Source organism: Aeromonas encheleia (genome assembly GCF_900637545.1).
Classification (GTDB): Bacteria; Pseudomonadota; Gammaproteobacteria; order Enterobacterales; family Aeromonadaceae; genus Aeromonas; species Aeromonas encheleia.
On sequence record NZ_LR134376.1, the window covers coordinates 575,399 to 599,960 of the forward strand.

At 62.0% G+C, this 24,562-nt stretch carries 29 protein-coding genes; 15 read left to right on the top strand and 14 right to left on the bottom strand.

The features are described from left to right. Positions 1-137 precede the first annotated feature (137 nt). Entirely contained in the window at positions 138-776 is a 639-nt protein-coding gene (locus tag EL255_RS02710) for an AhpA/YtjB family protein (protein WP_042652072.1), read from the bottom strand. A 121-nt stretch (positions 777-897) separates the two neighbouring features. Here EL255_RS02710 and serB point away from each other — a divergent pair, with 121 nt between their 5' ends. Beyond that, positions 898-1,902 (top strand): phosphoserine phosphatase SerB, encoded by a 1,005-nt coding sequence (gene serB / locus EL255_RS02715; RefSeq protein WP_042652073.1) that lies wholly within the window; start codon positions 898-900, stop codon positions 1,900-1,902. A gap of 29 nt (positions 1,903-1,931) precedes the next feature. Continuing rightward, the gene (locus EL255_RS02720) at positions 1,932-2,837 is read left to right on the top strand and encodes an alpha/beta fold hydrolase (protein ID WP_042652074.1); all 906 of its coding nucleotides are present in this window, start codon (positions 1,932-1,934) and stop codon (positions 2,835-2,837) included. 46 nt (positions 2,838-2,883) lie between these two features. Here EL255_RS02720 and EL255_RS02725 read toward each other — a convergent pair whose 3' ends face one another. Then, positions 2,884-5,259: a PilZ domain-containing protein gene (locus tag EL255_RS02725; protein WP_042652075.1), complete on the bottom strand. Its 2,376-nt coding sequence runs from the start codon at positions 5,257-5,259 to the stop codon at positions 2,884-2,886. A gap of 100 nt (positions 5,260-5,359) precedes the next feature. On the opposite strand from EL255_RS02725, the gene radA reads away from it, so the two are divergent. After that, positions 5,360-6,724, top strand: a complete 1,365-nt coding sequence (radA, locus tag EL255_RS02730) for a DNA repair protein RadA (RefSeq protein WP_042652076.1) — start codon at positions 5,360-5,362, stop codon at positions 6,722-6,724. Between the two features lie 79 nt (positions 6,725-6,803). On the opposite strand, the gene EL255_RS02735 is transcribed toward radA, so the two are convergent. Together EL255_RS02735 and EL255_RS02740 are read right to left on the bottom strand one after the other, a co-directional pair. After that, a complete protein-coding gene (locus EL255_RS02735) occupies positions 6,804-7,184 on the bottom strand; it encodes a PilZ domain-containing protein (RefSeq protein WP_042652198.1) in 381 nt (126 codons plus the stop codon). A 102-nt stretch (positions 7,185-7,286) separates the two neighbouring features. Further along, a complete protein-coding gene (locus EL255_RS02740; RefSeq protein ID WP_042652077.1) occupies positions 7,287-7,769 on the bottom strand; it encodes an Rsd/AlgQ family anti-sigma factor in 483 nt (160 codons plus the stop codon). A 340-nt stretch (positions 7,770-8,109) separates the two neighbouring features. Between EL255_RS02740 and hupA the strand changes: the two genes are divergently transcribed. Together hupA and EL255_RS02750 are read left to right on the top strand one after the other, a co-directional pair. Then, positions 8,110-8,382: a nucleoid-associated protein HU-alpha gene (hupA, locus tag EL255_RS02745; RefSeq protein ID WP_005305063.1), complete on the top strand. Its 273-nt coding sequence runs from the start codon at positions 8,110-8,112 to the stop codon at positions 8,380-8,382. Positions 8,383-8,496: 114 nt separating this feature from the next. Beyond that, the gene (locus EL255_RS02750; RefSeq protein ID WP_042652078.1) at positions 8,497-8,922 is read left to right on the top strand and encodes a hypothetical protein; all 426 of its coding nucleotides are present in this window, start codon (positions 8,497-8,499) and stop codon (positions 8,920-8,922) included. A gap of 96 nt (positions 8,923-9,018) precedes the next feature. Here the strand turns inward: EL255_RS02750 and EL255_RS02755 are convergent, their stop codons facing one another. After that, a complete protein-coding gene (locus EL255_RS02755; protein ID WP_126623249.1) occupies positions 9,019-9,168 on the bottom strand; it encodes a hypothetical protein in 150 nt (49 codons plus the stop codon). Positions 9,169-9,171: 3 nt separating this feature from the next. After that, complete coding sequence (gene dusA, locus EL255_RS02760; protein ID WP_042652079.1) at positions 9,172-10,158, bottom strand: tRNA dihydrouridine(20/20a) synthase DusA; 987 nt, start codon at positions 10,156-10,158, stop codon at positions 9,172-9,174. Between the two features lie 137 nt (positions 10,159-10,295). Here dusA and zur point away from each other — a divergent pair, with 137 nt between their 5' ends. Genes zur through EL255_RS02775 form a run of 3 tightly spaced genes read left to right on the top strand, consistent with a single transcriptional unit; the run spans position 10,296 to position 11,438 of the window. Then, positions 10,296-10,754 carry a zinc uptake transcriptional repressor Zur gene (gene zur / locus EL255_RS02765; protein WP_042652080.1) on the top strand — a complete coding sequence of 153 codons (459 nt, stop codon included), beginning with the start codon at positions 10,296-10,298 and terminating at the stop codon, positions 10,752-10,754. Next, positions 10,744-11,205, top strand: coding sequence for a chemotaxis protein CheX (locus EL255_RS02770; protein WP_042652081.1), 462 nt, complete (start codon positions 10,744-10,746; stop codon positions 11,203-11,205). The genes zur and EL255_RS02770 overlap by 11 nt, the downstream gene beginning before the upstream one ends. 5 nt (positions 11,206-11,210) lie before the next feature. Next, positions 11,211-11,438, top strand: a complete 228-nt coding sequence (locus EL255_RS02775; RefSeq protein WP_042652082.1) for a hypothetical protein — start codon at positions 11,211-11,213, stop codon at positions 11,436-11,438. A 94-nt stretch (positions 11,439-11,532) separates the two neighbouring features. Here EL255_RS02775 and brnQ read toward each other — a convergent pair whose 3' ends face one another. Continuing rightward, on the bottom strand, positions 11,533-12,795 hold the full coding sequence (brnQ, locus tag EL255_RS02780; RefSeq protein WP_042652199.1) for a branched-chain amino acid transport system II carrier protein: 1,263 nt from the start codon (positions 12,793-12,795) through the stop codon (positions 11,533-11,535). Between the two features lie 236 nt (positions 12,796-13,031). Next, a complete protein-coding gene (locus EL255_RS02785; RefSeq protein ID WP_042652083.1) occupies positions 13,032-13,742 on the bottom strand; it encodes a tRNA1(Val) (adenine(37)-N6)-methyltransferase in 711 nt (236 codons plus the stop codon). 128 nt (positions 13,743-13,870) lie between these two features. On the opposite strand from EL255_RS02785, the gene srmB reads away from it, so the two are divergent. Beyond that, positions 13,871-15,091, top strand: a complete 1,221-nt coding sequence (gene srmB, locus EL255_RS02790) for an ATP-dependent RNA helicase SrmB (RefSeq protein ID WP_042652084.1) — start codon at positions 13,871-13,873, stop codon at positions 15,089-15,091. 185 nt (positions 15,092-15,276) lie between these two features. Here srmB and yaaA read toward each other — a convergent pair whose 3' ends face one another. The 3 genes from yaaA to tapT are packed head-to-tail and all read right to left on the bottom strand — an operon-like array spanning position 15,277 to position 18,251. Further along, entirely contained in the window at positions 15,277-16,050 is a 774-nt protein-coding gene (gene yaaA / locus EL255_RS02795) for a peroxide stress protein YaaA (RefSeq protein ID WP_042652085.1), read from the bottom strand. A gap of 31 nt (positions 16,051-16,081) precedes the next feature. Continuing rightward, complete coding sequence (locus EL255_RS02800) at positions 16,082-17,191, bottom strand: PilT/PilU family type 4a pilus ATPase (protein ID WP_042652086.1); 1,110 nt, start codon at positions 17,189-17,191, stop codon at positions 16,082-16,084. A 25-nt stretch (positions 17,192-17,216) separates the two neighbouring features. Further along, positions 17,217-18,251: a type IVa pilus ATPase TapT gene (tapT, locus tag EL255_RS02805; protein WP_042652087.1), complete on the bottom strand. Its 1,035-nt coding sequence runs from the start codon at positions 18,249-18,251 to the stop codon at positions 17,217-17,219. A gap of 39 nt (positions 18,252-18,290) precedes the next feature. Between tapT and EL255_RS02810 the strand changes: the two genes are divergently transcribed. From EL255_RS02810 to EL255_RS02830, 5 genes are all read left to right on the top strand, one after another. Then, positions 18,291-18,992, top strand: a complete 702-nt coding sequence (locus EL255_RS02810; protein ID WP_042652088.1) for a YggS family pyridoxal phosphate-dependent enzyme — start codon at positions 18,291-18,293, stop codon at positions 18,990-18,992. A gap of 83 nt (positions 18,993-19,075) precedes the next feature. Next, positions 19,076-19,900, top strand: a complete 825-nt coding sequence (gene proC / locus EL255_RS02815) for a pyrroline-5-carboxylate reductase (protein ID WP_042652089.1) — start codon at positions 19,076-19,078, stop codon at positions 19,898-19,900. Between the two features lie 29 nt (positions 19,901-19,929). Continuing rightward, on the top strand, positions 19,930-20,481 hold the full coding sequence (locus EL255_RS02820; protein WP_042652090.1) for a YggT family protein: 552 nt from the start codon (positions 19,930-19,932) through the stop codon (positions 20,479-20,481). After that, positions 20,481-20,774 carry a DUF167 family protein YggU gene (gene yggU, locus EL255_RS02825; protein WP_042652091.1) on the top strand — a complete coding sequence of 98 codons (294 nt, stop codon included), beginning with the start codon at positions 20,481-20,483 and terminating at the stop codon, positions 20,772-20,774. Before EL255_RS02820 ends, yggU begins: the two co-directional genes overlap by 1 nt. A gap of 19 nt (positions 20,775-20,793) precedes the next feature. Then, a complete protein-coding gene (locus tag EL255_RS02830) occupies positions 20,794-21,213 on the top strand; it encodes a DUF4426 domain-containing protein (protein WP_042652092.1) in 420 nt (139 codons plus the stop codon). A gap of 83 nt (positions 21,214-21,296) precedes the next feature. On the opposite strand, the gene EL255_RS02835 is transcribed toward EL255_RS02830, so the two are convergent. The 3 genes from EL255_RS02835 to EL255_RS02845 form a co-directional block, all read right to left on the bottom strand. After that, the gene (locus tag EL255_RS02835) at positions 21,297-22,127 is read right to left on the bottom strand and encodes a CPBP family intramembrane glutamic endopeptidase (RefSeq protein ID WP_042652093.1); all 831 of its coding nucleotides are present in this window, start codon (positions 22,125-22,127) and stop codon (positions 21,297-21,299) included. Positions 22,128-22,322: 195 nt separating this feature from the next. Further along, complete coding sequence (locus EL255_RS02840) at positions 22,323-22,619, bottom strand: hypothetical protein (protein ID WP_005332293.1); 297 nt, start codon at positions 22,617-22,619, stop codon at positions 22,323-22,325. Between the two features lie 52 nt (positions 22,620-22,671). Then, the gene (locus tag EL255_RS02845) at positions 22,672-23,046 is read right to left on the bottom strand and encodes a YacL family protein (RefSeq protein ID WP_042652094.1); all 375 of its coding nucleotides are present in this window, start codon (positions 23,044-23,046) and stop codon (positions 22,672-22,674) included. 314 nt (positions 23,047-23,360) lie between these two features. On the opposite strand from EL255_RS02845, the gene EL255_RS02850 reads away from it, so the two are divergent. Further along, a complete protein-coding gene (locus EL255_RS02850; RefSeq protein ID WP_042652096.1) occupies positions 23,361-24,476 on the top strand; it encodes a sugar diacid recognition domain-containing protein in 1,116 nt (371 codons plus the stop codon). Positions 24,477-24,562 lie beyond the last annotated feature (86 nt).

Consider the following 24,562-nt stretch of genomic DNA (forward strand, 5'->3'; position numbering starts at 1 on the left):
GTGTAGTGGTCAAGCAACAATGGCCGTTACTGCCGTGAGTTCCAGCAGATCGTCACGGTGAACGGCAAGAAAGGGGATGAGTACGGTGCTGCATGTCGAGGCTGGGATGGATCCTGTGAAGTCGTCTCGGACTGACGCTATTCGATCCCGGGCGGCGGGGCGTGCTCGTTGGGCGCCGCCGTCTGGGCGCTCTTTTTCTTGTGCTTGCGGACCCGCATGTAGTTGCGGCGCACCCCATAAGAGATGAGCAGACCCGCCAGCAGCATCACCAGCAGCATCAGGCGCTGTTTCTCCTGGCTCACCTTGAGGCGGATATCCTGCTGGGCCAGGAGTTTCTGCTCCTCCAGCGTGATGCGCAGGTAGCCGAGGGTCAGGTTGTCATCCTGGATCTCCTGCACGAACTGGATGCGGCCCTTGCCCTGCTCCGGCAGTGACTTGTTGTCGGCCCCGATGGGCAACAGGCTCTCCAGCGGTACGGCCTGATCCGACTGGGCGAGGGGAATGCCGCGCGCATCATAGAGGGTGACATCGAGGATCTCGGGCTCGGCGGCCAGATCCTGAGCCAGTCGTTCCAGCTCGCTCTCCTTGTCCTCCTTGATCCAGCGTTTCATGTCGCGGGCGGCGTAGGCCACCAGGGCCTGGGCCCGATCGCGGGCCTCGCTGTGCAGCGCAGCCTGGCTCTCCCCCTGCATGTGAATAAGCAGGCCCAGCACCCAGAGGCCGAGCAGGCTCCCGGCCGCCAGGCTGATAACACGTTTGATGGGGAGATGACGCAAAGCGCTGAGCCTCGTGGTGATGAGCAGTGGCCGGATCTTGGCGCTTGCCTGTACAAAAAGCAATACGCTACTCTGGGCCAGCACCCTAAACCCCCTGCTCTCCAAGGAAGGCGTCACCCCTATGTTGTTGTCCCAGCTTCCCCCCGCCCTGTCCGATTGGTCCGCCGCCCTGTGTGGCGCCCCATGCTGGCAGCTGACCGCCGAAGCCCTGCTGCCCGCGACCCGGTCCCATGATGGCGCCTGGATAGTCCTGTTTGGCCAGGATCTCGGGCCCCGCCATCTGAGTCGCCTGGCGACCTTGCTGGCGAACAAGGGGATCGAGACTAGCCTCTACCCCGCTGGGGAACAGGCCGGCATTCCCTTGCTGCTGCTCGGTACGGATCGTTTCTCCCCCGAGCTGGTACAGGCCCTCAAGGGGCAGGAGTGGGACATCGATCTCTGTCATCTGCCCGCGCTGCCCACCCTGAGCGAGCCGGGTCTGCTGGTGATGGACATGGACTCCACCGCCATCCGGATCGAATGCATCGACGAGATCGCCCGCCTGGCCGGGGTGGGAGAACAGGTCTCCGCCGTGACCGCTGCAGCCATGCAGGGCAAGCTGGAGTTTGCCGACAGCCTGCGCAGCCGGGTCGCCCTGCTCGAGGGTGCCCCGGTCGCCATTCTCGATGAGGTGGCCGCGGCTATGCCCTGGATGCCGGGCCTGCAGCTGATGGTCGACACCCTCAAGCAGGCGGGCTGGAAGGTGGCGATCGCCTCCGGCGGTTTCACCCGCTTCGCCGGCGAATTGCAGCAGGCACTGGGACTGGATGCCATCTTCGCCAACGAGCTGGCCACCGAGGACGATCGTCTGACCGGGCGAGTGAGTGGTCGCATAGTGGACGCCGCCGTCAAGGCCGAGGTGTTGCAACGGCTGGCGACAGATCATGGCATCCGGCCGGCCCAGACGGTGGCCGTCGGCGACGGGGCCAACGATCTCAAGATGATGGCCGTCGCCGGACTCGGCATCGCCATCCACGCCAAGCCGCTGGTGCGGGCCCAGGCGGCCGCCACCCTCAATCATCATGATCTGGAAGGGGTGCTCTGCCTGCTCGGGGCCATTGCCTGTCGCGAGCGCCGCTGGAATTGAACCAGGGTCAAGGAGGACCTGACAACAAGATGGAACTGTTACAACAATCCCTGTTCATCCCCTGCGGCGAGCATCGGCTGCATGTGCGCCACATCCAACCGGGCGTGGCGGTGCATGCCGAGCCCATCCTGATGGTGCACGGCGCCATCGAGAACGGCCGCATCTTCTATACCGAATCGGGCAAGGGGCTGGCCTGTTTCCTGGCCAGGCACGGTTATCAGGTCTATGTGGCCGATCTGCGCGGCCGGGGTCTGAGTACCCCGGCCATCGCCGAGCAGGCAGGGCACGGCCAGCATGAATTGATCACCGAGGATCTGCCCGCGCTGCAGCACTGGGTGGCGGCCCGTCATGCCGGTGCCAGGGTGCACTGGATGGCGCACTCCTGGGGCGGGGTCCTCATGGCCTCGACTCTGGCGCGTTTCCCGGCGCTGGCCGATCAGATCGCCAGCCTGGTGTTCTTTGGCACCAAGCGGGGCGTGTCGGTGCAAAATCCGGAGCGCTGGCTGAAGGTGGATCTGATCTGGAACAGGCTGGCACCCTGGCTGGCGCGTAACACCGGCTTCCTGGCGGCGCGCAAGCTGAAGATGGGGGCGGATGACGAGCCCCTGCGCTACCTGCAGGAGACTATCCCCTGGGTGAAGTGCGGGCCCTGGCAGGATCCCCACGATGGCTTCGCCTATGACGAGGCGGCGAGCCGGGTGCAGTGGCCACCGCTCTGGATGATCTCGGCCCGGGCCGACAAGGTGTTGGGTCACCCGATCGATGTGCGCCGTTTCAGCACCGAGATGGGCTCGGCTACCCGTCACACCCGGCTTGGCCTGGACAATGGCAACCGGCTCGATTATGACCACATCAACATGCTGACGGCCCCCCAGGCACAGGAGGATCACTTCCTGCAGATCCTCGCCTGGCTGAGCAACCCGCAGGCGGCCTGAGATGGGACAGGAACAAAAAGGGCGGCCCTCTGGGGCCGCCCTCTTCTCATCCCGCCGGCGGCGTGATGCCAAGCCGGAACAGGGTGGCCTGACTGGTATCGGTCAGCTCGCCCACCCCCATCACGCTCCACAGCTCCTCTTCCAGCTTCTTGGCCTTGTGAATGGCGAACTTGGCGATGTAGTCCAGTTCGTTGGCGATGAAGCTGGTGTCCGGGCGGCCGGTGCGGGAGATGCCGACCAGCACCGAATAGAACTCCCCCTGCTGCAGCGCCAGCTCGACGAAGCGGTGCTTCTCCTCCGCCGACGGGAAGCTGCTGGCCAGCCGGCTACGAAACAGGGGGGCGCCCCCCTGCGAGCGCAGGCAGGCGATGTAGACTTCCGCCTCCTTTGGCTTGTCTTCCCGCTCGATGGTGCGCAACGGCTCGAGCAGCAGGGTCTTGAGCAGCCCCCCCTGGAACAGGGGATAGAGGTTGGCCTGCTCGTCTTGCTCGGCGCAGGCGTGCAACAGCCTGGACAGGCTGCGTGGCCGGGGTGCCAGGCCCACCGCCGCCGGCCTGGGCGCTCCCTTGAGCTTATTGATATAGACCGGCGTGTCGAAGATGTGGTGGGTGAAGATATTGCGCAGCGCCCGCGCCATGCCGCGGTAGCGCCTGTGCTCCCTGGTGGCCTTGAGTTTGTTCTGGTTGCTCTCGATAAGCAGGCTGAAGAAGTGATGGCCAATGTGGCGCGCCGGCTCCCCTTCGATGCACAGGTGCAGCACGGTGCGGCTCAAATTGAGGCTGACCAGCCGGTAGGGGAGGCGCTGCAGATCCATGCTCTTGGCCAGATCCTGCAGCCGCGGCAGGGCGACCTGGATGATATCCCCCTTCTCCCCGACGAAGGGCGCCTCCAGCTCGACTTGCATGCCATGGGCCGAGATGTCGCGGGTCCAGCCAATCCAGCCCCGCTCCTGGTGGCGGATCACGATCGCCGTCTTGTGGACGTAGCGTGCCTCCTTGCGCAGCTGTACGTAGTGCAGCGTCTCTATCTCGAAGGGCGCGGCGCTGACGTCGTGACCGAAGCGCTGCAGATCGTTGGCGTTGTGGGATTGGCTGGCGTCGTAGCGAAACTCTTCGCGCTGCTGGTCGAGGCCGATCTCCTGCAGCAGGCCAACATGGCCGATCTGCTGGAGCCGCTCGCGCAGCAGCAGATCTTGCAACTGATGCGGCTCCCCGGCCTGCTGGTTGTCGAGATCGGCCTCATGCAGGGCGCACGCCTCCAGGCTGAACTTGTAGACGCGCCAGCTCGGGCGACGTGCCCCGACCTGGAAGAACAGGGTGGTCAGGCCGCTTTGCAGCAGCTCCTCCCGGGTGGCCGAGAAGAAGTAGAGGTGGCTGCGGACCGAATGGGTGAAGCTGTAGATCAGGGTCTCGCGCAGTCCCCCTTTGGCCGGCAACAGCGCCTGCATGCGGGTCGCGCCGAACAGGCTGGCGAGCATGTCGCGGTTCTTGGCATCCCGCCAGTACTCGAGCACGTGCTGGTTGTTCTCGGTGCGCAGGGCTATCTCCAGGGCGGGGCTCTGTCCCGTGCCAAAGAAGAGCGGCATGCCGGTCATACGTGGCAGGTAGAACTGCTCATACCCCTTGATGACGGCAGCCGACAGCAGGTAGTCGACGCTGACCCGGTAACGGCTGCGGTTATGCTCGATGAACTCGCCGAGGAAGCGGTCAAAGGCGGGGTGCTCGCCGCTCTTCACCAGTCGCAGCCAGAACTTGCCCTCCTTTCGCTCCTCCCCCAGGATCTGGTAGCTGATGGGCTGGCGCAGCATGGGGTTGGCATGCTCGCGCTCCAGGCCGGTGAAGAGGACCTCGATCTGCTCGCCGGTCTGGTAGCTGGGTAGATAGGGCACCGAGACCCGGATCCCGCCGAGCGAGATATCCGAGCTCTTGGCGAGCAGCGTCTCTCCGTCGGCCAGCCTGAGCTGCATGGGGGAGCTGAAATGCATCCGCTCCTCCTGCCGGCCGTAGTGGCTGGCAAAGGGGATGGCGCTGACATCGAAGGGACTGAACGGGCTGGCGGGCAGGGCGAGGCTCTCGCCCTTGCCCTGATGATGCTTGTACCAGTCGTGCAGTGTCTCGTAGACCCCCAGGGTATAGCTGTCGCGGTAGAGGTAGCACTGGGACTGAAACAGCTCGATGGCCTCGGCAGGCATGAAGTGGGTGACCCCCTCGAACTCGTACACCACACAGAGTTCGCTCAGCTCATTGCGCATGTCGATCACCCGCCGGCAGGGGGTGCACTTGCGCTTGATCTCCATCTTGAGCAGGAAACGGCTGTTGGTGTTTTCGTTCTGGGTCAGGCGGGTGAAGAGCTCATCGAAGTCCTTTTCTCTGAGCAGGGGGACGAGTTGTTCTATCAGGTGTAGTGGTTGTTCTGAATCCATGTATTCCTGCCGCGGAAAGTCACTTTTCCGATTCTGGGTTTGATCTGTCGGTCGCAAACAAGTATATCAAGCAGGAATTCATCCTGTCCCCGAGTTATCCATGGCCAAAAACAAAACTGCCTATGTTTGTACCGAATGTGGAGCCGACTTCTCTCGCTGGCAAGGTCAGTGTGGCGAGTGCAAGGAGTGGAACACCATCACCGAGGTCCGGCTGGGCGTCACTACCCCTGGCAAGAGTGCCCGCTACACCGGCTATGCCGGCGCCATCGGCAGCCAGGTACAGACCCTGGCCGAGGTCGCGACCACCGAGATCCCCCGCTTCGGCTCGGGCTTCAAGGAGCTGGATCGGGTGCTGGGCGGCGGTGTGGTGCCCGGTTCGGCGATCCTGATCGGCGGCAACCCGGGGGCAGGCAAATCGACGCTGCTGCTGCAGACCATGTGTGGCCTGGCCGAGCGGATGAAGACCCTGTATGTGACCGGGGAGGAGTCCCTGCAGCAGGTGGCGATGCGTGCCAGCCGGCTGGGGTTGCCCACCGACAAGCTGCGCATGCTGTCCGAGACCAGCGTGGAGCAGATCTGCATCATCGCCCAGCAGGAACAGCCGCAGATCATGGTCATCGACTCCATCCAGGTGATGCATGTGGCGGATGTGCAGTCATCCCCCGGCTCCGTCTCCCAGGTGCGGGAGTCGGCGGCCCTGCTCACCCGCTATGCCAAGCAGAACCACGTCGCCATCTTCATGGTGGGCCATGTCACCAAGGACGGCACCCTGGCCGGTCCCAAGGTGCTGGAACACTGCGTCGACTGCTCTGTGCTGCTGGATGGGGCCCATGACTCGCGCTTTCGGACCCTGCGTTCCCACAAGAACCGGTTCGGCGCGGTCAACGAGCTCGGCGTGTTCGCCATGACGGGGCAGGGGATGAAGGAGGTGAGCAACCCCTCCGCCATCTTCCTGAGCCGCGGTGACGAGCAGGCCCCGGGCTCCATCGTCATGGTGATCTGGGAGGGCACCCGCCCGCTGCTGGTGGAGCTGCAGGCGCTGGTGGACTACTCCCAGGTTTCCAACCCGCGGCGGGTGGCGGTGGGGATGGATCACAACCGCCTCGCCATGCTGCTGGCGGTGCTGCACCGTCACGGCGGCCTGCAGATGGCGGATCAGGACGTCTTCATCAACGTGGTCGGCGGGGTCAAGGTCGAGGAGACCAGTGCGGATCTGGCGTTGCTGCTGGCCATGGTCTCCAGCTTCCGGGATCAGGCCCTGCCCAAGGATCTGGTGGTGTTCGGCGAGGTGGGGCTGTCTGGCGAGATCCGGCCGGTACCGTCCGGTCAGGAGCGGCTGCAAGAAGCTGCCAAGCATGGCTTCCGCCGTGCCATAGTCCCCTATGCCAACGCCCCCAAGCATCCCATCGAAGGGATGGAGGTGGTGCCGGTGAAGAAGCTGGCGGATGCGCTGGAAGCCCTCTAGAAAGAGTACGAGCCATCGAGTGGCAAGCAGACAACAAAAAGGAGCGCATCGGCGCTCCTTTTTCATGGCGAATCTCTGGCTAGGGCTGAGCGTGCTCCTGGTGCTCTTCCAGCAGTTGCTCCAGCTCGCGATACAGCAACTGCTCCTCCCCCACGTTCAGCTCTATCATCCGCTTCAGGTGGCTGGCGCTGTCGATGTCGATGTGGTGGCAGTAGAATCCCAGCTTCTTGCTGGCCTCGTGGGTCAGCTCTACCTGCATCCTGATCACTATGTCACTGCCGCTCAGCACGAAGCTGAGCTCATACTCCTTGTCGTCGCTGCCAGACCAGGCTTCGGGTCTGAGCAGCAGGGCGCCTTGCAGGGACACGTCGATCAGCTGGGTCGGCCATTGGCGCTGGCCCTGCACCAGGCTGGCCGCGGTCAAATAGAAGATCCTGGTAAAGTGGCGGCGCTCGGGCATGCTCATCTCCGGTCTGCGTTTGGACGCAGTGCTAACAAATCATGCTCCAAAGTGTAATGCAGCTTGTTCATCAGGACCTTGAGGTGGCTCCGGTATTGAGCATCAGGGTTGCGGGTGGCTGAGGGACTCAACCACTTGCAATGCCTTGACCAGCCGGTCTTCCTGCTTGAACCTGTCCTCCAGCACTGGGCCCAGCTGGTTCAGATCCTCATCGAGCAGCAGTAACTGGGCCTCGTCGGCGTTGCTGTATTTATCGTTGAATTCCAGGGCGAACTCGGTGCAGGCCCGGATGTGGGGATAGATACGCTTGGCCAGCTCCAGTTTGTCGCCGCTGGCCTGCTCGAAGGCGGTGACCACGTGGTTGTAGATCTCGAAGTGACCGGCGCTGACATAGTCGACCAGCTGCTCGCAGAAGCGCTGCAAGTCGACGTGACCGGGGAGGGATCGCTGCTTGGATCTGGCGGGCATGAGCCCGGCCAATCGCATGTACTCGACCAGCAACGCCTGCCTGGCATCCAGCCAGTCATCGATCGCCCTGTGCTTGCCTGCCAACGCGCGCTTGGTTTGTTCCAGTTCAGTTAACATAGTCCCTCCATGGGCATGGACATGCGGCGCGATGGCTGCATGCCTCCGGTCATTCTCATCGACTGACGACACCCCTATAACTAGGGAAAATACGGTTGACCGTCAATAGGAGTGTGGGGATATTGTTACATCAGATGGGGCTTCGGGTACAAGCCCTCATCACTTGCTCGCCGCTTTCTGGTCATGAATGATGATGAGAGGGCGAGATATGTGACTATTTCCGCAGATCTTGATGAAAACCCCAGCATTCAAGCCAATCCGGCTGATAAAGCCTTTGCCTGAGTGTTTTTTTTTGAATAGAGTGGCCCGGTGCTAAATGCCCGATCATAAAGGAAATGTTATGAACAAAGCTCAACTTGTCGATGCAATTGCCGCCAAAGCAGACCTGAGCAAAGCTCAGGCCAAAGTGGCTCTGGAAGAGATCATCAATGGTATTACCCAGAGTCTGAAAGAGGGCGATGCCGTTCAGTTGGTGGGTTTTGGTACCTTCAAGGTAAACCATCGCGCAGGCCGCACCGGCCGCAACCCGCAAACTGGTAAAGAGATCCAGATTGCAGCCGCCAATGTGCCGTCCTTTGTGGCAGGCAAGGCGCTGAAAGACGCCGTAAAGTAAGGGCGTAAAGTTATCGAATGAAACCCGGCTCCCGCCGGGTTTTTTCTTGCCATCGTCAGCCTAATTTGTTTCGGATACACTCAGAATATGGCATGCGCTGTAGTGAGGTGGATGATGGAACAGAAGAATGCCATTCGGCAGGTGGCCGTGCCCTGGGCACCGTCCCGCCAGCTCCCCCCCGGCCTGGTCGTGGCCGAACTGCATCAGGATATCTGGAGTGACACCCTGACCGTCATGCTGGGCCGCGCGCGCAGTATCGACCTGCCACCGCAGCCGCTCTGCCGGGTCAGTTTCCGCCACATCTTCGCCGTGCGGGTGATGGAGGATTGCGACCTGGCGGAAGGCCGGGACAGTCATACCATAGAGGAGCAGATCCAGCTGATCATCCCGTCCCGCTTCGCCAGCTGGTTCCATCAGGAATCTGATGGCCTGCATCTGGACGAGGATCTGCAGCACTATCGCATCTCGACCTGGGACTACTGCGCCGACGTGCTGACCTCGTCGCCCCCCGAGCTGCAGTTTGTGGACCTGAGCGAGTAATCAGGGCGCCGCGATCCCTATAAAACCGATATGAAAAAGCCGGAGCACCAAGTGCTCCGGCTTTTTTATGGCTCATCGGCATGAGTGTGGTGGCGGCTAGCCCAGCAGCTGATCCTTGTGCAGTCCCAGCACGAGCACCAGCCCGAGCAGGTAGAAGGCGCTGAGCTTGATGCCGAGGATGGCGAGCAGGCCGGCGCAGAGGCGGACCAGCGCCTTGTGCAGCCAGGAGCCGGTGAAGCGATACATGGCTTACTCCACCGTCAGCGGGCTGGCAAACTCGGGCACCTTGGCCATGGCATCCAGCACCACCTGGATATCGGCCCCCGGTTTGCAGGCGTTCTCGCTCAGGTGGCGACGCCAGGCGCGGGCGCCCTGCATGTTCTGGAACAGCCCCAGCATGTGACGGGTCATGTGGGAGAGGTAGTTGCCCTTGGCCAGCTCGGATACTATGTAGGGCAGCATCATCCGTACCACCTCGTGGCGGCTCGGCAGCTCACCGCCCAGGCCGAATACCTGGCTGTCCACTTGGGCTAGCAGATAGGGATTCTGATAGGCCTCACGCCCCATCATGACCCCGTCCACATGCTGCAGGTGATCCAGGGTCTGCTCCAGGCTGGTCACACCCCCGTTGAGGGCTATGGTCAGGTCGGCATAATCCTGCTTGACCCGATAGACGCGCGGGTAGTCGAGCGGCGGGATCTCGCGGTTCTCCCGCGGGCTCAGGCCGCTCAGCCAGGCCTTGCGGGCGTGGACGATGAAGGTCTCGCAGCCGGCGTCGCGCACCTGCTCGATGAAGGCTTGCAAGAATTCGTAGGAATCCTGCTCGTCGATGCCGATCCGGGTCTTGACCGTCACCGGAATGCTCACCACATCGCGCATCGCCTTGACGCAATCGGCGACCAGGGTCGGTTCACCCATCAGGCAGGCGCCGAAGCGGCCGTTCTGGACCCGATCGGACGGGCAGCCCACGTTGAGGTTGATCTCGTCATAACCGCGCTCTTCCGCCAGCTTGGCGCAGCGGGCCAGATCGGCCGGGTTGCTGCCCCCGAGCTGCAGGGCGATGGGGTGCTCCTGCTCGCTGTAACCCAGATAATCGCCCTTGCCATGGATGATGGCACCCGTGGTCACCATCTCGGTGTAGAGCAGTGTCTGGCGGGTCATCAGACGGTGGAAATAACGGCAATGCCGATCGGTCCAGTCCAGCATGGGGGCGATGGAAAAGCGCTGCGCCTGCATAAAAATCATCCGGGTTGGCAAAACAAGGGGCCGGATTCTACCACAACGTGAGACGGCCCCAGAAAATGAATTTTGTCGCCGCGCCACCTGGGGCCCTGTGATAGTATCCGGCTAATTGACAGGGTGACTGTGTGATCATGAATCAAGACCAACTTTTACAACGAGCGGAACGCCTCTGCGAGCAACGCGGGATCCGGTTTACCCCGACCCGGCGCCAGGTTCTGCGGCTGCTTGCCGCCCACGGCAACGCCATCAGCGCCTACGATCTGCTGGCCCAGCTGCAGCAGACCGAGGCCCATGCCAAGCCCCCGACCGTCTACCGGGCGCTCGACTTTCTGCTCGAGCAGGGTTTCGCCCACAAGGTCGAGTCCCTCAACGCCTTCATCTTCTGCTGCCATTTCGACCATGCCCATCCCATGCAGTTGCTGATCTGCGATCGCTGCGGGGAGGTGGTTGAGCTGCATGATCCGGCCATCGACGGCGCCTTTTCCGAGCAGGCTCACCTGCATGGTTTTACTATTACCAACAAGACCATAGAGGCTCATGGTCAATGCGCTCGCTGTTCGTCCACCGTAGGAAGTCAAGATGAAGGCTGATTTTGTAAACCCGTTCCTGCTCTCCCTGCTCAACGTGCTCTCCACCATGGCACAGCTGGAACTCAAGCCGGGCGCCCCCAAGCGCAAGACGGATGAGCTGGCACGAGGGGATGTCTCCGGTCTCATCGGCATGGTGGGTCCGCAGACCAGGGGTTCGCTCTCCATCAGCTTCGAGAAGGGGCTGGCGCTCGAGATCATGCGCCGCATGCTGGGGGAGGCACCGGCCACCCTCAATGAGGAGGTGACCGACATGGTGGGCGAGATCACCAACATGGTGACCGGCGGCGCCAAGCGCATGCTGGGGGAGAAGGGCTACGAGTTTGACATGGCGACCCCGATCATCGTCTCGGGTCCCAACCACACCATCACCCACAGGGCAGATGGTGCCAAGATCATGATGCCGTTCGATTCTGACTACGGCCGTGCCACCATCGAAATCTGCTTCGAGTAACCATCATGTGGAAAGCGCTGAAATGGAGTTTCATCGGTGGCGTCCTGCTGCTGATCCTGTCCGATATCCAGATCAACACCTCGATCTACAAGTATGAAGACAACAGCGTGCTGATCAGCTTCCCGCGCTGGCAGGCAGACAGGCCCTGGGGCACCTTCCAGTGGCATGCCGGTCGGGTGGAGCAGCATTGGTATGGGCTGGAGGGCAGACCCAAGCCGGCATCCGTGCTCTAGCTCCCTATCCAGTACCAGGGCAGCGCCCCGGCAATCACACAAAAACAGAGAGGCCAGCAGATGCTGGCCTCTCTTGTATCGGTATGACGGACGATCAGGCGGCTTCGGCGGCCAGCTTGTCGCCGGTGCGGACCAGCACGCCGAGGCCACAGGCCAGCAGGGTCGGCAGCAACCAGGCCAGGCCCTTGTCAAACAGCGGCAGGAAGGCGAACGCATCCATCTTCATGCCGGCAGCGCCGAGGCCATCCAGGCAGCCGAACAGGAAGGCGACCAGCAGCACGGAGCGGAACACCAGGCGGGGACGACCGAAGTAGCCCTTCAGGAAGGTGACCAGCACCAGCGCCACGGCAACCGGATAGATGGCAACCAGCACCGGAATGGAGAGGCTGATGAGCTGGCTCAGGCCCACGTTGGCGACCACGGCACAGATGCTCCCCAGCAGCACGACCAGCTTCTGATAGCTGATGCCGGTGAGATTGTGGAAGAAGTCGGAGCAGGCGGAGATCAGGCCCACGGCGGTGGTGAAGCAGGCCAGGGTGATGATGCCCGCCAGGATGAACTGGCCCGGCTGACCGAACAGGCTCAGCACATAGGCGTTCACGATGGCGCCGCCATTGCTGACGTCGGAGGCCACGCCGGCAGCGGTGTTACCCAGCTGGAACAGGGAGACATAGACCACGGACAGACCGATGGCGGAGATGACGCCCGCGATGGCCAGGTACTTGAACTGGCTCTGGTAGTCGTTGATGCCTTTCTTGCGCAGCAGATCGACGATCAGGGCGCCAAACATCAGGGACGCCAGGGTGTCCATGGTGTTGTAGCCTTCCAGGATCCCTTTCACCAGGGGGCTGTGCTGATAGTCGCCGGACGCGGCGGGCATGGTGCCCTGGGGTGCGACGAAGACGCCGACGGCCAGGGTCAGCAGCAGGATCATCAGCACCGGGGTCAGATACTTGCCGATGGCATCCATCAGCTTGCCCTGGTTGAGGGAGACCAGCATGGCGACCCCGAAGAAGAACAGGGTGTAGACGACCAGACCGGCCTGTCCCATGTCACCGATGAAGGGCTTGAGGCCCATCTCGTAGGCTACCAGGCCGGTACGGGGTGCGGCGAAGGCCGGGCCTATGATGATGTAGATGGCGACGGCCAGGGTGGTGGCCACACCGGCGGGCAGCAGCTTGGTCATGCCGGCCCAGCCGTTGCCGGCCTTGGCAACGGCGAGGATGGTGATGAGCGGCAGGCCCACCGCGGTAACCAGGAAGCCCAGCATGGCAAGGGAAAGGTTCTCGCCTGCCATGTAACCGGCCAGCGGCGGGAAGATGATGTTACCGGCGCCCAAATAGAAGGCAAAGGTCATGAAGCCCAATCCGAGTACGTCGGATAATGTGAGTGATTTCGTCAAGTTCAACCTCGTCTGTCTTGTAAACTATTGCTTGTTATAGTTTTTTATTGGTCGATGACCGGTGTTGTTCAGGGGTAAAAAAAAGGAGCCCCGCTGCTTTTTTCATCGCGACCAGTGGTTTGAGCTGGTCTTGAGCGGGTGCTCGTTTGCCAGTCAGCATAATGATGTGAAAAAATAGTTCAAGGCGAAATTTACATCTTCAAATAGAAGGGGTGGGTTAGTTGGATGTATCTGTCGGAATAGCCTCCAGCAGTAGAATGGATCACAATCTCACCCCGCTCACACCTGCTTAATCCTCTGCCAAGTAGCAATAAAACGCGATTTGCCGCTTTACCTGCTCTGGTGATAACAGCTGTATAACAAACGCCGTACAGATCATAATCTGCCGAGATGCATAAAATTTCATCCGCCATGGCGGTCGGCAGCACCAGCGCCACCCGCCCGTCGGCGGTCAGCAAACGAGCGCACGCCGCCAGCAGATCCCGGCTGCCGAGGGCGCCGGTGTGGCGAGCCAGCGCCCTGGCCGGATCGCTAAACGACTGACCTGCCACGAAATAGGGGGGGTTGGAGACGATGAGATCGTAGGGCGCTGCCTGATAGTCCTGAATCGCACTTTCGATGATGCCGACCCGGGTGGGCCAGGGGGAGGCCGCCACGTTCGCTCTGGCCTGGGCGACTGCATCCTTATCCAGCTCCACCCCGTCGATGTGACAGTCGGCATGGCTGCGCTGGGCCAGCATCAGCGCGATGAGGCCGCTGCCGGTGCCTATGTCCAGCACCCGACGCGCCGCGGCGATGGGCGCCCAGGCTCCCAGCAGTATGCCGTCGGTGCCGACTTTCATGGCGCAGCGATCGTGATCGATGTGAAATTGTTTGAAGGTAAAACCGCTGTTTCGTCCCATCTGACCCCCGCCATCTCTCTGCCATATCCAAAATGGTCGGCGATTATAGCGGCTAAGCCATAGTCGCCATAGGAGCCGGCGGCATAATCGCCTATAATCTGCCGTTTCCTTAATGACCGAGTATTGCCATGAGCCAGTCCTTTGATGATTTCGACCTGAATCCAGCCCTCAACCGGGCCCTGGCCGAGATGGGATTCACCCGCCCCACTACCATTCAGCAGATGGTGCTGGAGCCAGCCCTGGACGGCCGCGATATTCTGGCATCCGCTCCGACCGGTACCGGCAAGACGGCCGCCTTCCTGCTGCCCGCCATGCAACACCTGCTGGATTTCCCGCGCCGCAAGCCGGGCCCGTGCCGCATGCTGATCCTGACCCCGACCCGCGAGCTGGCGCTGCAGGTCAGTGCCCACGCCAAGGCGCTGGCGGTGCACACCCACCTCAGCATCGAGACCATCATCGGCGGTGTCAGCCACGAAGAGCAGCTGCCGGCCTTGACCAAGACCACCGACATCGTAGTGGCGACCCCGGGCCGTTTGCTGGAATACATCGACAAAGAAGAGTTCGAGAGCCACGACATCGAAGTACTGGTGTTGGATGAAGCCGATCGCATGCTGGACATGGGCTTCGTCAAGGACGTGAACCGCATCGTGGCCGAGGCGCGTTACCGCAAGCACACCATGCTGTTCTCCGCGACCCTGGAAGGGGCCGGGCTGGAGAAGTTCGCCAACGAGATCCTCAAGGAGCCGGTCGAGCTGCACGCCGAGCCCCCCCGCAGCGAGCGTCGCCCTATCACCCAGTGGGTGCACCTGGCCGACGATGCCGCCCACAAGCTGGCGCTGCTGATCCACATCCTGAAGGATCCGGAAACCCAGAAGGCCATCGTCTTCGTCAAGACCCGTGAGCGGCTGGCTGAGCTCTCCGGCCAGTTGCAGGCGGCCGGTGTCTCCTGCGCCTGGATCCGTGGCGAGATGGAGCAGAGCAAGCGCATCGAGTCGATCCGCAAGTTCCACGCCGGTGAAGTGCCCTTCCTCATCGCCACCGACGTGGCCGCCCGTGGTATCGACTTGCCCAACGTCAGCCATGTCATCAACTACGACATGCCCTACGGCACCGACGTCTATGTGCACCGCATCGGCCGCACCGGTCGAGCCGGCAACCGTGGCTGCGCCATCAGCCTGGTGGAGGCCCACGATATGGCCATGGTCTCCAAGATCGAGCGTTACACCGAAGAGCGCCTCAAGCGCCGGGTGATCGACGTGCTGCGTCCCAAGCATAAGGAAGCGCGGGTGCCGGTGAAGAAGAAGAAACCTAAGGATGGCAAGAAGAAGTCGGCCAAGAAAAAGAAGTAATACTCAATGCAAAACGGCCATCCTCGGATGGCCGTTTTGTTTGCTGCCACCGGCGCCCTGCCGGCGGGTGGAAAGACGCGCAGAAAAAAGCCGACGCATAAACGTCGGCTAACAAAAAGTGCTTACAACAGAGGATTCACGTATTCAGACCCGGGGATCCTGAACTTGGTTCCCTCATTTTGTAATTAATTTTCAGCACGCTTGAACATCAGGGTGTGCGCATCAGACTCTTCTGGCACGAAATAGTAGCCACCGGCATTGAAACCGATCAGCTGCTCCACCTCGGTCAACCTGTGCTTGATGATGTGGCGCGCCATCATGCCGCGAGCCTTCTTGGCGTAGAAGCTGATGATCTTGAATTGACCATTCTTCTCGTCCTTGAACACAGGCGTCACTATCCGGCCCTTCAGTGCCCGCGGGCGCACCGACTTGAAGTATTCGTCGGACGCCAGATTGACCAGTACCTCGCTCCCCTGTGCGGCCAGCGCCTGGTTGAGGTGTTCGGTGATGATGTCGCCCCAGAACTGATACAGATCCTTGCCGCGCTCGTTGTCGAGACGGATCCCCATCTCCAGCCGGTAGGGCATCATCAGGTCGAGCGGGCGCAGCACGCCATAGAGGCCGGACAGCATGCGCAGGTGTGCCTGGGCAAAGTCGAGGTCCGCCTCGCTGAAATCTTCCACGGCAAGACCCGTGTAGACATCCCCCTTGAAGGCCAGCAGCGCCTGGCGGGCGTTGCTCGGGGTGAAATCCGGTTGCCACTGCGCGAAGCGTGCCGCGTTCAGTCCCGCCAGCTTGTCGCTGATCTTCATCAGGCTGGCGATCTGATCCGGGGCCAGTTGCCGGGCCCGGGTGATCAGCCGGGCGGAGTGATCCAGCAACGCGGGCAGGGTGAAACGGGAAGTCACCAGCGGCGACTCGTAATCCAGCGTCTTGGCCGGGGAAACCACAATCAGCATAACTATCCTTTCTAGCGGTGACGCACGCCCCTCATTCGTCCAGGGTGACGTTGTCCAATGAACCTGCGCCCAGCTGCTCACGACCGGACAGCTTGATCAGCAGCCGCAGGTCGTTGGCGGAGTCAGCGTGGGCAAGGGCCTCACTGTAGCCAATTTGGCCGGCGCAGAACAGGGCGAACAGCGCCTGATCGAAGGTCTGCATGCCGAGCTCGCTGGATTTGGTCATCACCTCCTTGAGCCGATGCATCTCGCCCTTGCGGATGATGTCGGTGATGAGCGGGGTGTTGAGCAGGATCTCGAAGGCGGCGACCCGGCGGCTGCCATCGGTGCAGGGCAGCAGTTGCTGCGCGACGATGGCGCGCAGGTTGAAGGAGAGATCGAACAGGAACTGGCGGTGTTTCGCCTCTGGCACCAGATGGAGGATGCGATCCAGCGCCTGGTTGGCGTTGTTGGCGTGCAGGGTGGCGAGACAGAGGTGGCCCGTCTCGGCAAACTGGATGGCCAGCTCCATGGTCTCCTGGTTGCGGATCTCGCCGATGAGGATGACATCCGGCGCCTGGCGCATGGAGTTCTTGAGCGCCACATCGAAGGATTCGGTATCGATGCCGACCTCCCGCTGGGTGATCAGGCAGCGACCGTGCTGATGCACGAACTCCACCGGATCTTCCACCGTCAGTATGTGACCGTCCCCGTGCTGGTTGCGATAACCAATCATGGCCGCCTGGGTGGTGGACTTGCCGGCGCCGGTGGCACCGACAAACAGCACCAGCCCGCGCTTGGCCATGGCCACCTCCTGCAGGATGGGGGGCAGCACCAGCTCGCCGAAGCTGGGGATATGGGTCTCGATGCGGCGCAGCACCATGCCCGGCATATCCTGCTGCCAGAAGGCGCTGACCCGGAACCGTCCCAGCGCCTCGCGATGGATGGCGTAGTTCGCCTCCCGGCTATGCAGGTAGCGCTCGAAGTGCTCCGCGTCCAGGCTCTCCCTGACCAGGGCCAGCGCAGCCGGCCTGTCCAGCGGTTTATCGCCGAGCGACACCAGGCGCCCATTGACCTTGAGGGTGGGCGGGGCATCGACCGTGATGAACAGATCCGAGCCCTTTTGGGCAACCAGTTCAGCCAGCAGAACATCCATGTTCATAGTGTCTCCTTGGGGTGAGCTTGTCCTAGATACTATTGGGATCGGCCGCCTTGGCCTTGGCGTCGAGGGCGGCGACTATGCCCCGGTTGACCAACTGCTTGAGGCTCTGATCCATGGTCTGCATGCCGTGGGTCATCCCGGTCTGGATGACAGAATAAAGCTGGGCAATCTTGTCTTCCCGGATGAGGTTTCGCACCGCGGGAATACCCATCATAATCTCGTGGGCCGCCACCCGACCCCCGCCGATCCGCTTGAGCAGGGTCTGGGAGATGACGGCGCGCAGGGATTCGGACAGCATGGAGCGTACCATGTCCTTCTCCGAGCCGGGGAAGACGTCGATGATCCTGTCTATGGTCTTGGCGGCCGACGAGGTGTGCAGGGTGCCAAACACCAGATGGCCGGTCTCGGCGGCGGTCATGGCGAGACGTATGGTCTCCAGATCGCGCATCTCCCCCACCAGTATGATGTCCGGATCTTCCCGCAGCGCCGAGCGCAGGGCGTTGGCGAAACTCCTGGTGTCGCGGTGCACCTCGCGCTGGTTGACCAGGCAGCGCTTGTTTTCGTGCACGAATTCGATGGGATCCTCGATGGTGAGGATGTGGTGGTGGAAGTTGTCATTGATGTAATCGACCATGGCCGCCAGGGTGGTGGACTTGCCCGAGCCGGTCGGGCCTGTGACCAGCACCAGGCCGCGGGGGAATTCGGCGATCTTGCGAAACATCTCCGGGGCCCCCAGATCCTCCAGGCTCAGCACTGTACTGGGGATGGTGCGGAACACGGCGCCCGAGCCGCGCGCCTGCTGGAAGGCGTTGACCCGGAAGCGGGCCAGGTTGGGCACCTCGAAGGAGAAATCCACCTCGAAGTTCTCTTCCAGCTCCTTGCGCTGGTGGTCGTTCATGATGTCGTAGATGAGGGCGTGCACTTCCCGGTGTTCCAGGGCGGGCAAATTGATCTTGCGAACCTCCCCATCAACCCTGATCATCGGGGGAACCCCGGCCGAGAGGTGTAGATCCGAGGCCTTATGCTTTACACTGAAAGCCAATAACTCTGTGATATCCATAGACTTGTTATTCTCCCATCACAAGATCACGAACGAAATATGAACCAGATTGCCCAGCACCTGCTTCAGGTAAAGGAACGTATTGTACAGGCTGCCCGGCGGGTTGGCCGCGGAGCCGAACATATCCAGCTGCTCGCGGTCAGCAAGACCAAGCCGCTGGAGGACATTCAGGCCGCCTATGCCGCGGGTCAGCGCCGATTCGGCGAATCCTATGCCCAGGAGGCGGCGGCCAAGATCGACACCCTGCGCGCCCAGGCCGACTGCGCAGACATAGAGTGGCACTTTATCGGCCCGCTGCAATCAAACAAATCCAGACTGGTGGCGGAGCGATTCGACTGGGTACAAAGTGTCGATCGTGACAAGCTGATCGAGCGCCTCAACAGCCAACGTCCGGCCGGGCTGGCTCCGCTAAATGTCTGTCTGCAAATCAATATTAGCGGAGAGAGCAGCAAATCCGGTACGTCGGAGCAAGAGATTTTCCGTCTGGCCGCGCTGGTCGCCCGGAGTGAACGGTTGGTGCTGCGTGGCCTGATGGCCATTCCCGAGCATACCAGTGACGAGGCGGTATTGGCCGCTCAGATGCGGCGCATGCAGGCTCTGTTCACCGAGCTTGCGCAGCAATACCCGAGTGTCGATACCCTCTCGATGGGCATGACCGAGGATCTCGAGCCGGCGATCGCCCATGGCAGCACCATGGTACGAGTCGGCACCGCCATCTTCGGTGCCCGCGATTATTCATAAACAGCAGCACGGGGTGCCGCCTGTCCTCGCCTTCGTCGGCGCAGGCGAACCGCCGTGTTGGCAGCCAATAACAGGAGTGTTTGATGCAACATAGAACCCTCGCCTTTATCGGGGCGGGCAACATGAGCGGCAGCATCATTGCCGGCCTGATCCAGGCGGGTTATCCGGCCGAGCGCATCATCGCCGCCAACCCCAGCCGTCCCAAGCTGGATGCGCTGGCGAGCGACTATGGCATTCGCATCACCCAGGACAACGCCGAGGCGGCCCGGGCGGCCGAGGTCATAGTGCTGGCGGTCAAGCCGCAGCTGATGGCCACCATGCTGGGCGCACTGGTCGCCGAGCTGGGGTCGCTGACCGGCAAGCTGCTCGTCTCCATCGCCGCCGGTATCAAGGTGGCGCGCCTTGGCGAGATGGCGGGGGGCCACACTCGCATCATCCGCACCATGCCCAATACCCCCTCCCTGCTGGGACTGGGGATGACGGGCCTCTATGCCCCGGCGGGCATCGAGCAGGGGGATCGCGACTTTGCCGAACAGATGATGCAGGCCGTGGGCAAGACCCTCTGGGTGGAGCAGGAGAGCGGCATCAACGGCGTCATCGCGGCGGCGGGCAGTGCGCCTGCCTACTTCTTCCTGTTTATGCAGGCGATCGCCGAGCAGGCGGAGGCGATGGGCTTCTCGCCCGAGCAGGCCCGCCTGCTGGTGCAGCAGACCGCCCTCGGCGCCGCCGCCATGGTGGAGCAGAATCCTCAGCTCTCCTTGCAGACCCTGCGCGAGCAGGTGACCAGCAAGGGCGGCACCACGGCCGAGGCCGTCAAGACATTCCAGGAGCAGGGGCTGATGCCGCTGACCGCTCACGCCATGCAGGCGGCCGTCACCCGGGCCGCCGAGATGGAAACCCTTTTCTGATCACGCTTACGGCTTAACAAGGAGCCCGGATGAACACGGCTTACTTTCTGATTAATACGGTTTTTGATATTTACCTCATGGTGGTGTTGCTGCGCGTCTGGTTGCAGTGGGCCCGCGCCGACTTCTACAACCCCATGAGCCAGACGGTGGTCAAGCTGACCAACCCGCTGGTGGTGCCGCTGCGTCGCATTATCCCCGGCTTTGGCGGCCTGGACATGGCCTCGGTGCTGCTGGCCCTGATCATCGCTTTCGCCAAGCTGGCGCTGCTCAAGAGCATGAACGTGCTGCTGACCGACTGGCTCACCCTCAGCCTGTTCGCCGCGCTCACCGTGCTGAAGAAGGCGGGCGCCATGATCTTCTGGGTGCTGCTGATCCGCGCCATCCTGAGCTGGGTCAGCCAGGGTCGCAACCCCATCGAATACGTGATGCATCAGCTGACCGAACCCTTCCTGGCTCCGATCCGCCGCATCCTGCCGGCACTGGGTGGCCTGGATCTCTCGGTGTTGGTCGCCTTTATCGGCTTGCAGGCCATAAACTATCTGTTAGGGGATCTGTTCGGCCAACTGTGGTTGATGATCTGATGCCGGCCGTCCTGCGAGAAGGGGACGGGCTGATACTGCATCTGTTGATCCAGCCCAAGGCGAGCCGGGATCAGATCGTCGGGTTGCACGGCGAGGAGTTGAAAGTGGCCATCACGGCGCCGCCGGTGGATGGCCAGGCCAATGGCCATCTGATCAAGTACCTGGCCAAGCAGTTCAAGGTGGCCAAGGGGCAGGTCCGCATAGTGCGGGGGGAGCTGGGACGGCACAAGACGGTCGCCATCGAGGCGCCAAGGCAGATCCCCGCCGAGATCAGTGCCCTGCTGGAGTCGTAAACACGAGAAGGATGACATCATGAAAACAGCCTGGATTAGCTGCCTGTTGGCACTGTTGATGACGCTGCCACTGCGGGCCGAACAGATGAAGGAGCTGGGTCCCTGGCAGGTGCATTACAACGCCTTCAACTCCAGCTTCCTCACCCCCGAGGTGGCCAAGGCCTATGGTCTGGAGCGCAGCCGCTACAACGGCATCGTCAACATAGCGGTGCAGAACAAGCAAGGGGTGGCTCAGGCGGTTGGCATCAGCGGGGAGGCCAAGAACCTCACCGGCACCATCCGTACCCTGACCTTCCAGGAGGTGAAGGAGGGGGACTCCATCTACTATCTGGCGGTGCTGCCCTACCGCAACGAAGATACCTATCAGTTCACCCTGAAGATCATGGGCGAGGGGCAGCAGCAGACCCTGACCTTCCAGCAGACCTTCTACGTCGACTGAGCCGGGTCGATGAAAAATGCCCCGAACCTGTGTTCGGGGCATTTTTTTGTCCGTCGTTCGCTCAAGAGGCGATGCCAGTGGCCTCAGCGGCTGGCCAGCGGGTAGGTGAACAGGGCCAGGTGGGCGAAGTTGAACAAAAAATGCAGCAGGATGGCGACGCTCAGCCGTCCGCTGAGCTGGAACGCCAGCCCGTAGCAGGCCCCCGCCAGGGCGGCAAACAGCATCAGCAGCGGGCCTCCGGCCAGATGCGCCGCCCCGAACAGAAGGCTGGAGACCAGGAGACCGAACCAGGGCTTGCTTCGCTTCGCCACCCCTTGCTGGATCAGGCCCCGAAACAGCGCCTCCTCCGCCACACAGGTGAACAGCAGGTTGTTGAGGGCAAACAGCCACCACCAGTGGGGCAGCCCCGGCTCGGGCCTGAGGGCGCCGAGCTGCCAGGCCGCCAGCAACAGGGCCGCCAGTGGCAGTATGAGCAGGGCCAGTGGTCGCCAGCGGATGGGGCCTCCCTGGCCGAGCAGGGTGGGCCAGGCCAGCAGCAGGCCGAAGAAGATCAGTGGCTTGTCCAGATTGAGATACAGGCTGAAGGGCACGCTGGCGGGGCCGGCCTGCACCCGATCCAGTGCCCTGAGATTGTCAAATCCCGGCACCAGATGCAGCGTCAGGGCGATGGCCCACAGCAGCACCAGCGTCAGTGCGATGCCACGCCAGGGTTGGGGCAGGCAGGGGGTTTGCCAGGCCAGCAACAGGCCGGCGAGACTGACCAGCGCGGCGAAGGGGCTGAGGCGCCCCAGCCAGAGGGCGGTCAGCAGGGCGATCCCCAGCAGGATCAGGCCGGGTCTCGGCTGGCGGGCCAGGCAGAGCAGCACGGCCAGCGCCAGCACTCCCCAGATCAAGGCATCGGGTAGTGGTAACATTGAGTCTCCTTGCGAGTGCGAAGGGGCGCACCTTAACGATCCCTTCCCCCTGGCACAAGGCTCGATAGACTGGTCGGATCCCTGCCGCGGTCTGTTGTGCCGCCTGTCGGCCGCTGTCTGGCCAATAAAAAAGCCGGAGCAGAGGCTCCGGCTTTGGTGAGAGGTTGTGGCGCGACTTAACGCACCCAAGCCGTATTAACGGCCGGATTCGGCAATCACGCGGGCGATGATATCGGCACGCTTGGTCGCTTCCAGCTCACCCAGGGCGATGAGGCCGGCCTTGAAGATGACGTTCTTCGGCAGGCTGACGTCGTCCAGGGTGGTGATGGCTTCCACGTGCAGGCCGTTCAGGCGGCTGGCATCGCGCGGGCTCAGGTTGACCTGAGTGTTCATCACCTGCTTGCCCTTCTTCTTGGCGGGCACGGCGGCTTTCTGGCTGGATTCCTGTTCTTCGTCTTCCGGCAGTTCGTCATCAAAATCGTAAATAGACATAGTCAATCCTGTTGGGTTGCAGCGGGCATGCTTGCCCGATAATAGAGGGTGATCAGCCCATATCCTCATTGCGGATAAAGGCGCGCCAGGAGCCGAGCACCTGGGCAAAGTCTTCCAGTCCGCACATGGCCAGCTGCTCATCATCGTAGTAGGCGAGATCGTCGAGATCCTCATCCTGCTCGATATTGAGGACGTTGGCCTTCACCTCCGCCTCCTCATGGGTGAGCAGCAGCGAATAGTCGCCGCCGAGCAGACGGTATTCGACACGGCTGCGGTTGGACAGCTGGTCGATGATGGAGAACAGCTCGTCGAGCTTCTCCTCATCCTTTCCCACCTCGTCGATCAGCCATTGACCTATGGCTTCATGGCCCATGGAGAACCGGGCGCGATAGCCACCGAACGGGTCGCGGCGAAATTCATAGTCCATAACGGGATCCATATCGAAAGGACGGGGCCATCACCAGGGGACTGGGCCTGCGCCAAATCCGTGATCCATGGTGGGCACACCTGGGGTAAAGTGGCCTATTCTAGCGATCCCCCCCTCGCTTGTCTTGATGATGTGGCATCTTTGCGCGGCCACCTCAGCTTTTTGCCCGGAGAGACCATGCAGTTAAATGACCCCCTGGCCCGGCAGATCGTCAGCCGGGCGATGAAGATCCTCTCGTTTTCGGTCAACCTGATGGATGAATACGCCGTCTCAGCATCGCCTGCGGCTACCTCAGCTTTTTACCCGGAGAGCCCATGCAGCTAAATGATACCCTGGCCCGGCAGATCGTCAGCCGGGCGATGAAGATCCTCTCGTTCTCGGTCAACGTGATGGATGAACGCGGCCTCATCATCGCCTCAGGCAATCCGGAGCGGTTGCACCAGCGCCACGAGGGGGCCGTGCTGGCGCTGACCGAGAACCGGGTGGTGGAGATCAGCGAGGCCACCGCCCAGCAGCTCAAGGGGGTGCGGCCCGGCATCAACCTGCCTATCGCCTATCAGGGGGAGCTGCTCGGGGTCATCGGCATCTCGGGGGATCCGGAGGAAGTGCGCGCTTACGCCGAGCTGGTGCGGATGACCGCCGAGCTGATCCTGGAGCAGGCGGCGCTGACCGAGCAACTGCAGTGGGACAAGCGCCACAAGGAGGAGCTGGTGCTGCAGCTCATCCGCGGCGAGGGGCGGGTCGATCAGCTGCAGCAGGCGGCCCGCTTCCTCGAGCTGGATCTGGCCCAGCCTCGGGTGGTGGCCGTGCTGACGCTGGAGGAGGCCGATCCCGCCCGGCTACGGGAGCTGGTGCATCTGCTGGAGTACCCGGAGCGGGACAACCTGGTGGCCATCAACGGCCTGGACGAGATAGTGGTGCTCAAGCCGGCCCAGCTCAGCGACGGCGTCTGGCAATCGGCGCAGGAGCGCAGCCGCATCAAGCAGCTGCTGGCCCGCATTCCCCATTTCAAGGTGCGCATCGGGGTGGGTGATTACTTCGCCGGGATCGACGGCCTGGCCCGCTCCTACCAGACCGCCCGCGACACCCTGCGCCGTGGCATGCGCCAGGCGCCGCGCAAACAGGTCTACTTCTTCGAGGATTACCGGCTACCGGTGCTGCTCGGCAGTCTGGCGGACTCCTGGCAGGCTGATCAGCTGCGGGCTCCCCTGCTCAGGCTGGCGCAAGAGGATGCAAAGGGAACGCTGCAAAAGACGCTGCGCCAATATTTCTTGCAGGATTGTGATCTGCATCCCTGTGCCGATGCCTTGTTCATTCATCCCAATACCCTGCGTTACCGGCTGACCCGGATAGAGCAGATAACAGGGTTAAATTTCAACAAGTTAGATGACAAGTTCCTGCTCTATCTCGGGCTCAATCTCGACGGTTGATTTGTTCATATGAACAAAAAGTGACGATATGAAAACGAAAGCTTTGGCTTTTCGGCCAAAGCTTTCCGACCCGGGATCACCATAAT

Excerpts from the sequence above, each read along its gene's own strand:
- serB (WP_042652073.1), top strand. The coding sequence starts at position 898 with ATGTTGTTGTCCCAGCTTCCCCCCGCCCTGTCCGATTGGTCCGCCGCC.
- EL255_RS02720 (WP_042652074.1), top strand. The coding sequence starts at position 1,932 with ATGGAACTGTTACAACAATCCCTGTTCATCCCCTGCGGCGAGCATCGG.
- EL255_RS02725 (WP_042652075.1), bottom strand. The coding sequence starts at position 5,259 with ATGGATTCAGAACAACCACTACACCTGATAGAACAACTCGTCCCCCTG.
- radA (WP_042652076.1), top strand. The coding sequence starts at position 5,360 with ATGGCCAAAAACAAAACTGCCTATGTTTGTACCGAATGTGGAGCCGAC.
- EL255_RS02735 (WP_042652198.1), bottom strand. The coding sequence starts at position 7,184 with ATGCCCGAGCGCCGCCACTTTACCAGGATCTTCTATTTGACCGCGGCC.
- EL255_RS02740 (WP_042652077.1), bottom strand. The coding sequence starts at position 7,769 with ATGTTAACTGAACTGGAACAAACCAAGCGCGCGTTGGCAGGCAAGCAC.
- hupA (WP_005305063.1), top strand. The coding sequence starts at position 8,110 with ATGAACAAAGCTCAACTTGTCGATGCAATTGCCGCCAAAGCAGACCTG.
- EL255_RS02750 (WP_042652078.1), top strand. The coding sequence starts at position 8,497 with ATGGAACAGAAGAATGCCATTCGGCAGGTGGCCGTGCCCTGGGCACCG.
- EL255_RS02755 (WP_126623249.1), bottom strand. The coding sequence starts at position 9,168 with ATGTATCGCTTCACCGGCTCCTGGCTGCACAAGGCGCTGGTCCGCCTC.
- dusA (WP_042652079.1), bottom strand. The coding sequence starts at position 10,158 with ATGCAGGCGCAGCGCTTTTCCATCGCCCCCATGCTGGACTGGACCGAT.
- zur (WP_042652080.1), top strand. The coding sequence starts at position 10,296 with ATGAATCAAGACCAACTTTTACAACGAGCGGAACGCCTCTGCGAGCAA.
- EL255_RS02770 (WP_042652081.1), top strand. The coding sequence starts at position 10,744 with ATGAAGGCTGATTTTGTAAACCCGTTCCTGCTCTCCCTGCTCAACGTG.
- EL255_RS02775 (WP_042652082.1), top strand. The coding sequence starts at position 11,211 with ATGTGGAAAGCGCTGAAATGGAGTTTCATCGGTGGCGTCCTGCTGCTG.
- brnQ (WP_042652199.1), bottom strand. The coding sequence starts at position 12,795 with ATGACCTTTGCCTTCTATTTGGGCGCCGGTAACATCATCTTCCCGCCG.
- EL255_RS02785 (WP_042652083.1), bottom strand. The coding sequence starts at position 13,742 with ATGGGACGAAACAGCGGTTTTACCTTCAAACAATTTCACATCGATCAC.
- srmB (WP_042652084.1), top strand. The coding sequence starts at position 13,871 with ATGAGCCAGTCCTTTGATGATTTCGACCTGAATCCAGCCCTCAACCGG.
- yaaA (WP_042652085.1), bottom strand. The coding sequence starts at position 16,050 with ATGCTGATTGTGGTTTCCCCGGCCAAGACGCTGGATTACGAGTCGCCG.
- EL255_RS02800 (WP_042652086.1), bottom strand. The coding sequence starts at position 17,191 with ATGAACATGGATGTTCTGCTGGCTGAACTGGTTGCCCAAAAGGGCTCG.
- tapT (WP_042652087.1), bottom strand. The coding sequence starts at position 18,251 with ATGGATATCACAGAGTTATTGGCTTTCAGTGTAAAGCATAAGGCCTCG.
- EL255_RS02810 (WP_042652088.1), top strand. The coding sequence starts at position 18,291 with ATGAACCAGATTGCCCAGCACCTGCTTCAGGTAAAGGAACGTATTGTA.
- proC (WP_042652089.1), top strand. The coding sequence starts at position 19,076 with ATGCAACATAGAACCCTCGCCTTTATCGGGGCGGGCAACATGAGCGGC.
- EL255_RS02820 (WP_042652090.1), top strand. The coding sequence starts at position 19,930 with ATGAACACGGCTTACTTTCTGATTAATACGGTTTTTGATATTTACCTC.
- yggU (WP_042652091.1), top strand. The coding sequence starts at position 20,481 with ATGCCGGCCGTCCTGCGAGAAGGGGACGGGCTGATACTGCATCTGTTG.
- EL255_RS02830 (WP_042652092.1), top strand. The coding sequence starts at position 20,794 with ATGAAAACAGCCTGGATTAGCTGCCTGTTGGCACTGTTGATGACGCTG.
- EL255_RS02835 (WP_042652093.1), bottom strand. The coding sequence starts at position 22,127 with ATGTTACCACTACCCGATGCCTTGATCTGGGGAGTGCTGGCGCTGGCC.
- EL255_RS02840 (WP_005332293.1), bottom strand. The coding sequence starts at position 22,619 with ATGTCTATTTACGATTTTGATGACGAACTGCCGGAAGACGAAGAACAG.
- EL255_RS02845 (WP_042652094.1), bottom strand. The coding sequence starts at position 23,046 with ATGGACTATGAATTTCGCCGCGACCCGTTCGGTGGCTATCGCGCCCGG.
- EL255_RS02850 (WP_042652096.1), top strand. The coding sequence starts at position 23,361 with ATGCAGCTAAATGATACCCTGGCCCGGCAGATCGTCAGCCGGGCGATG.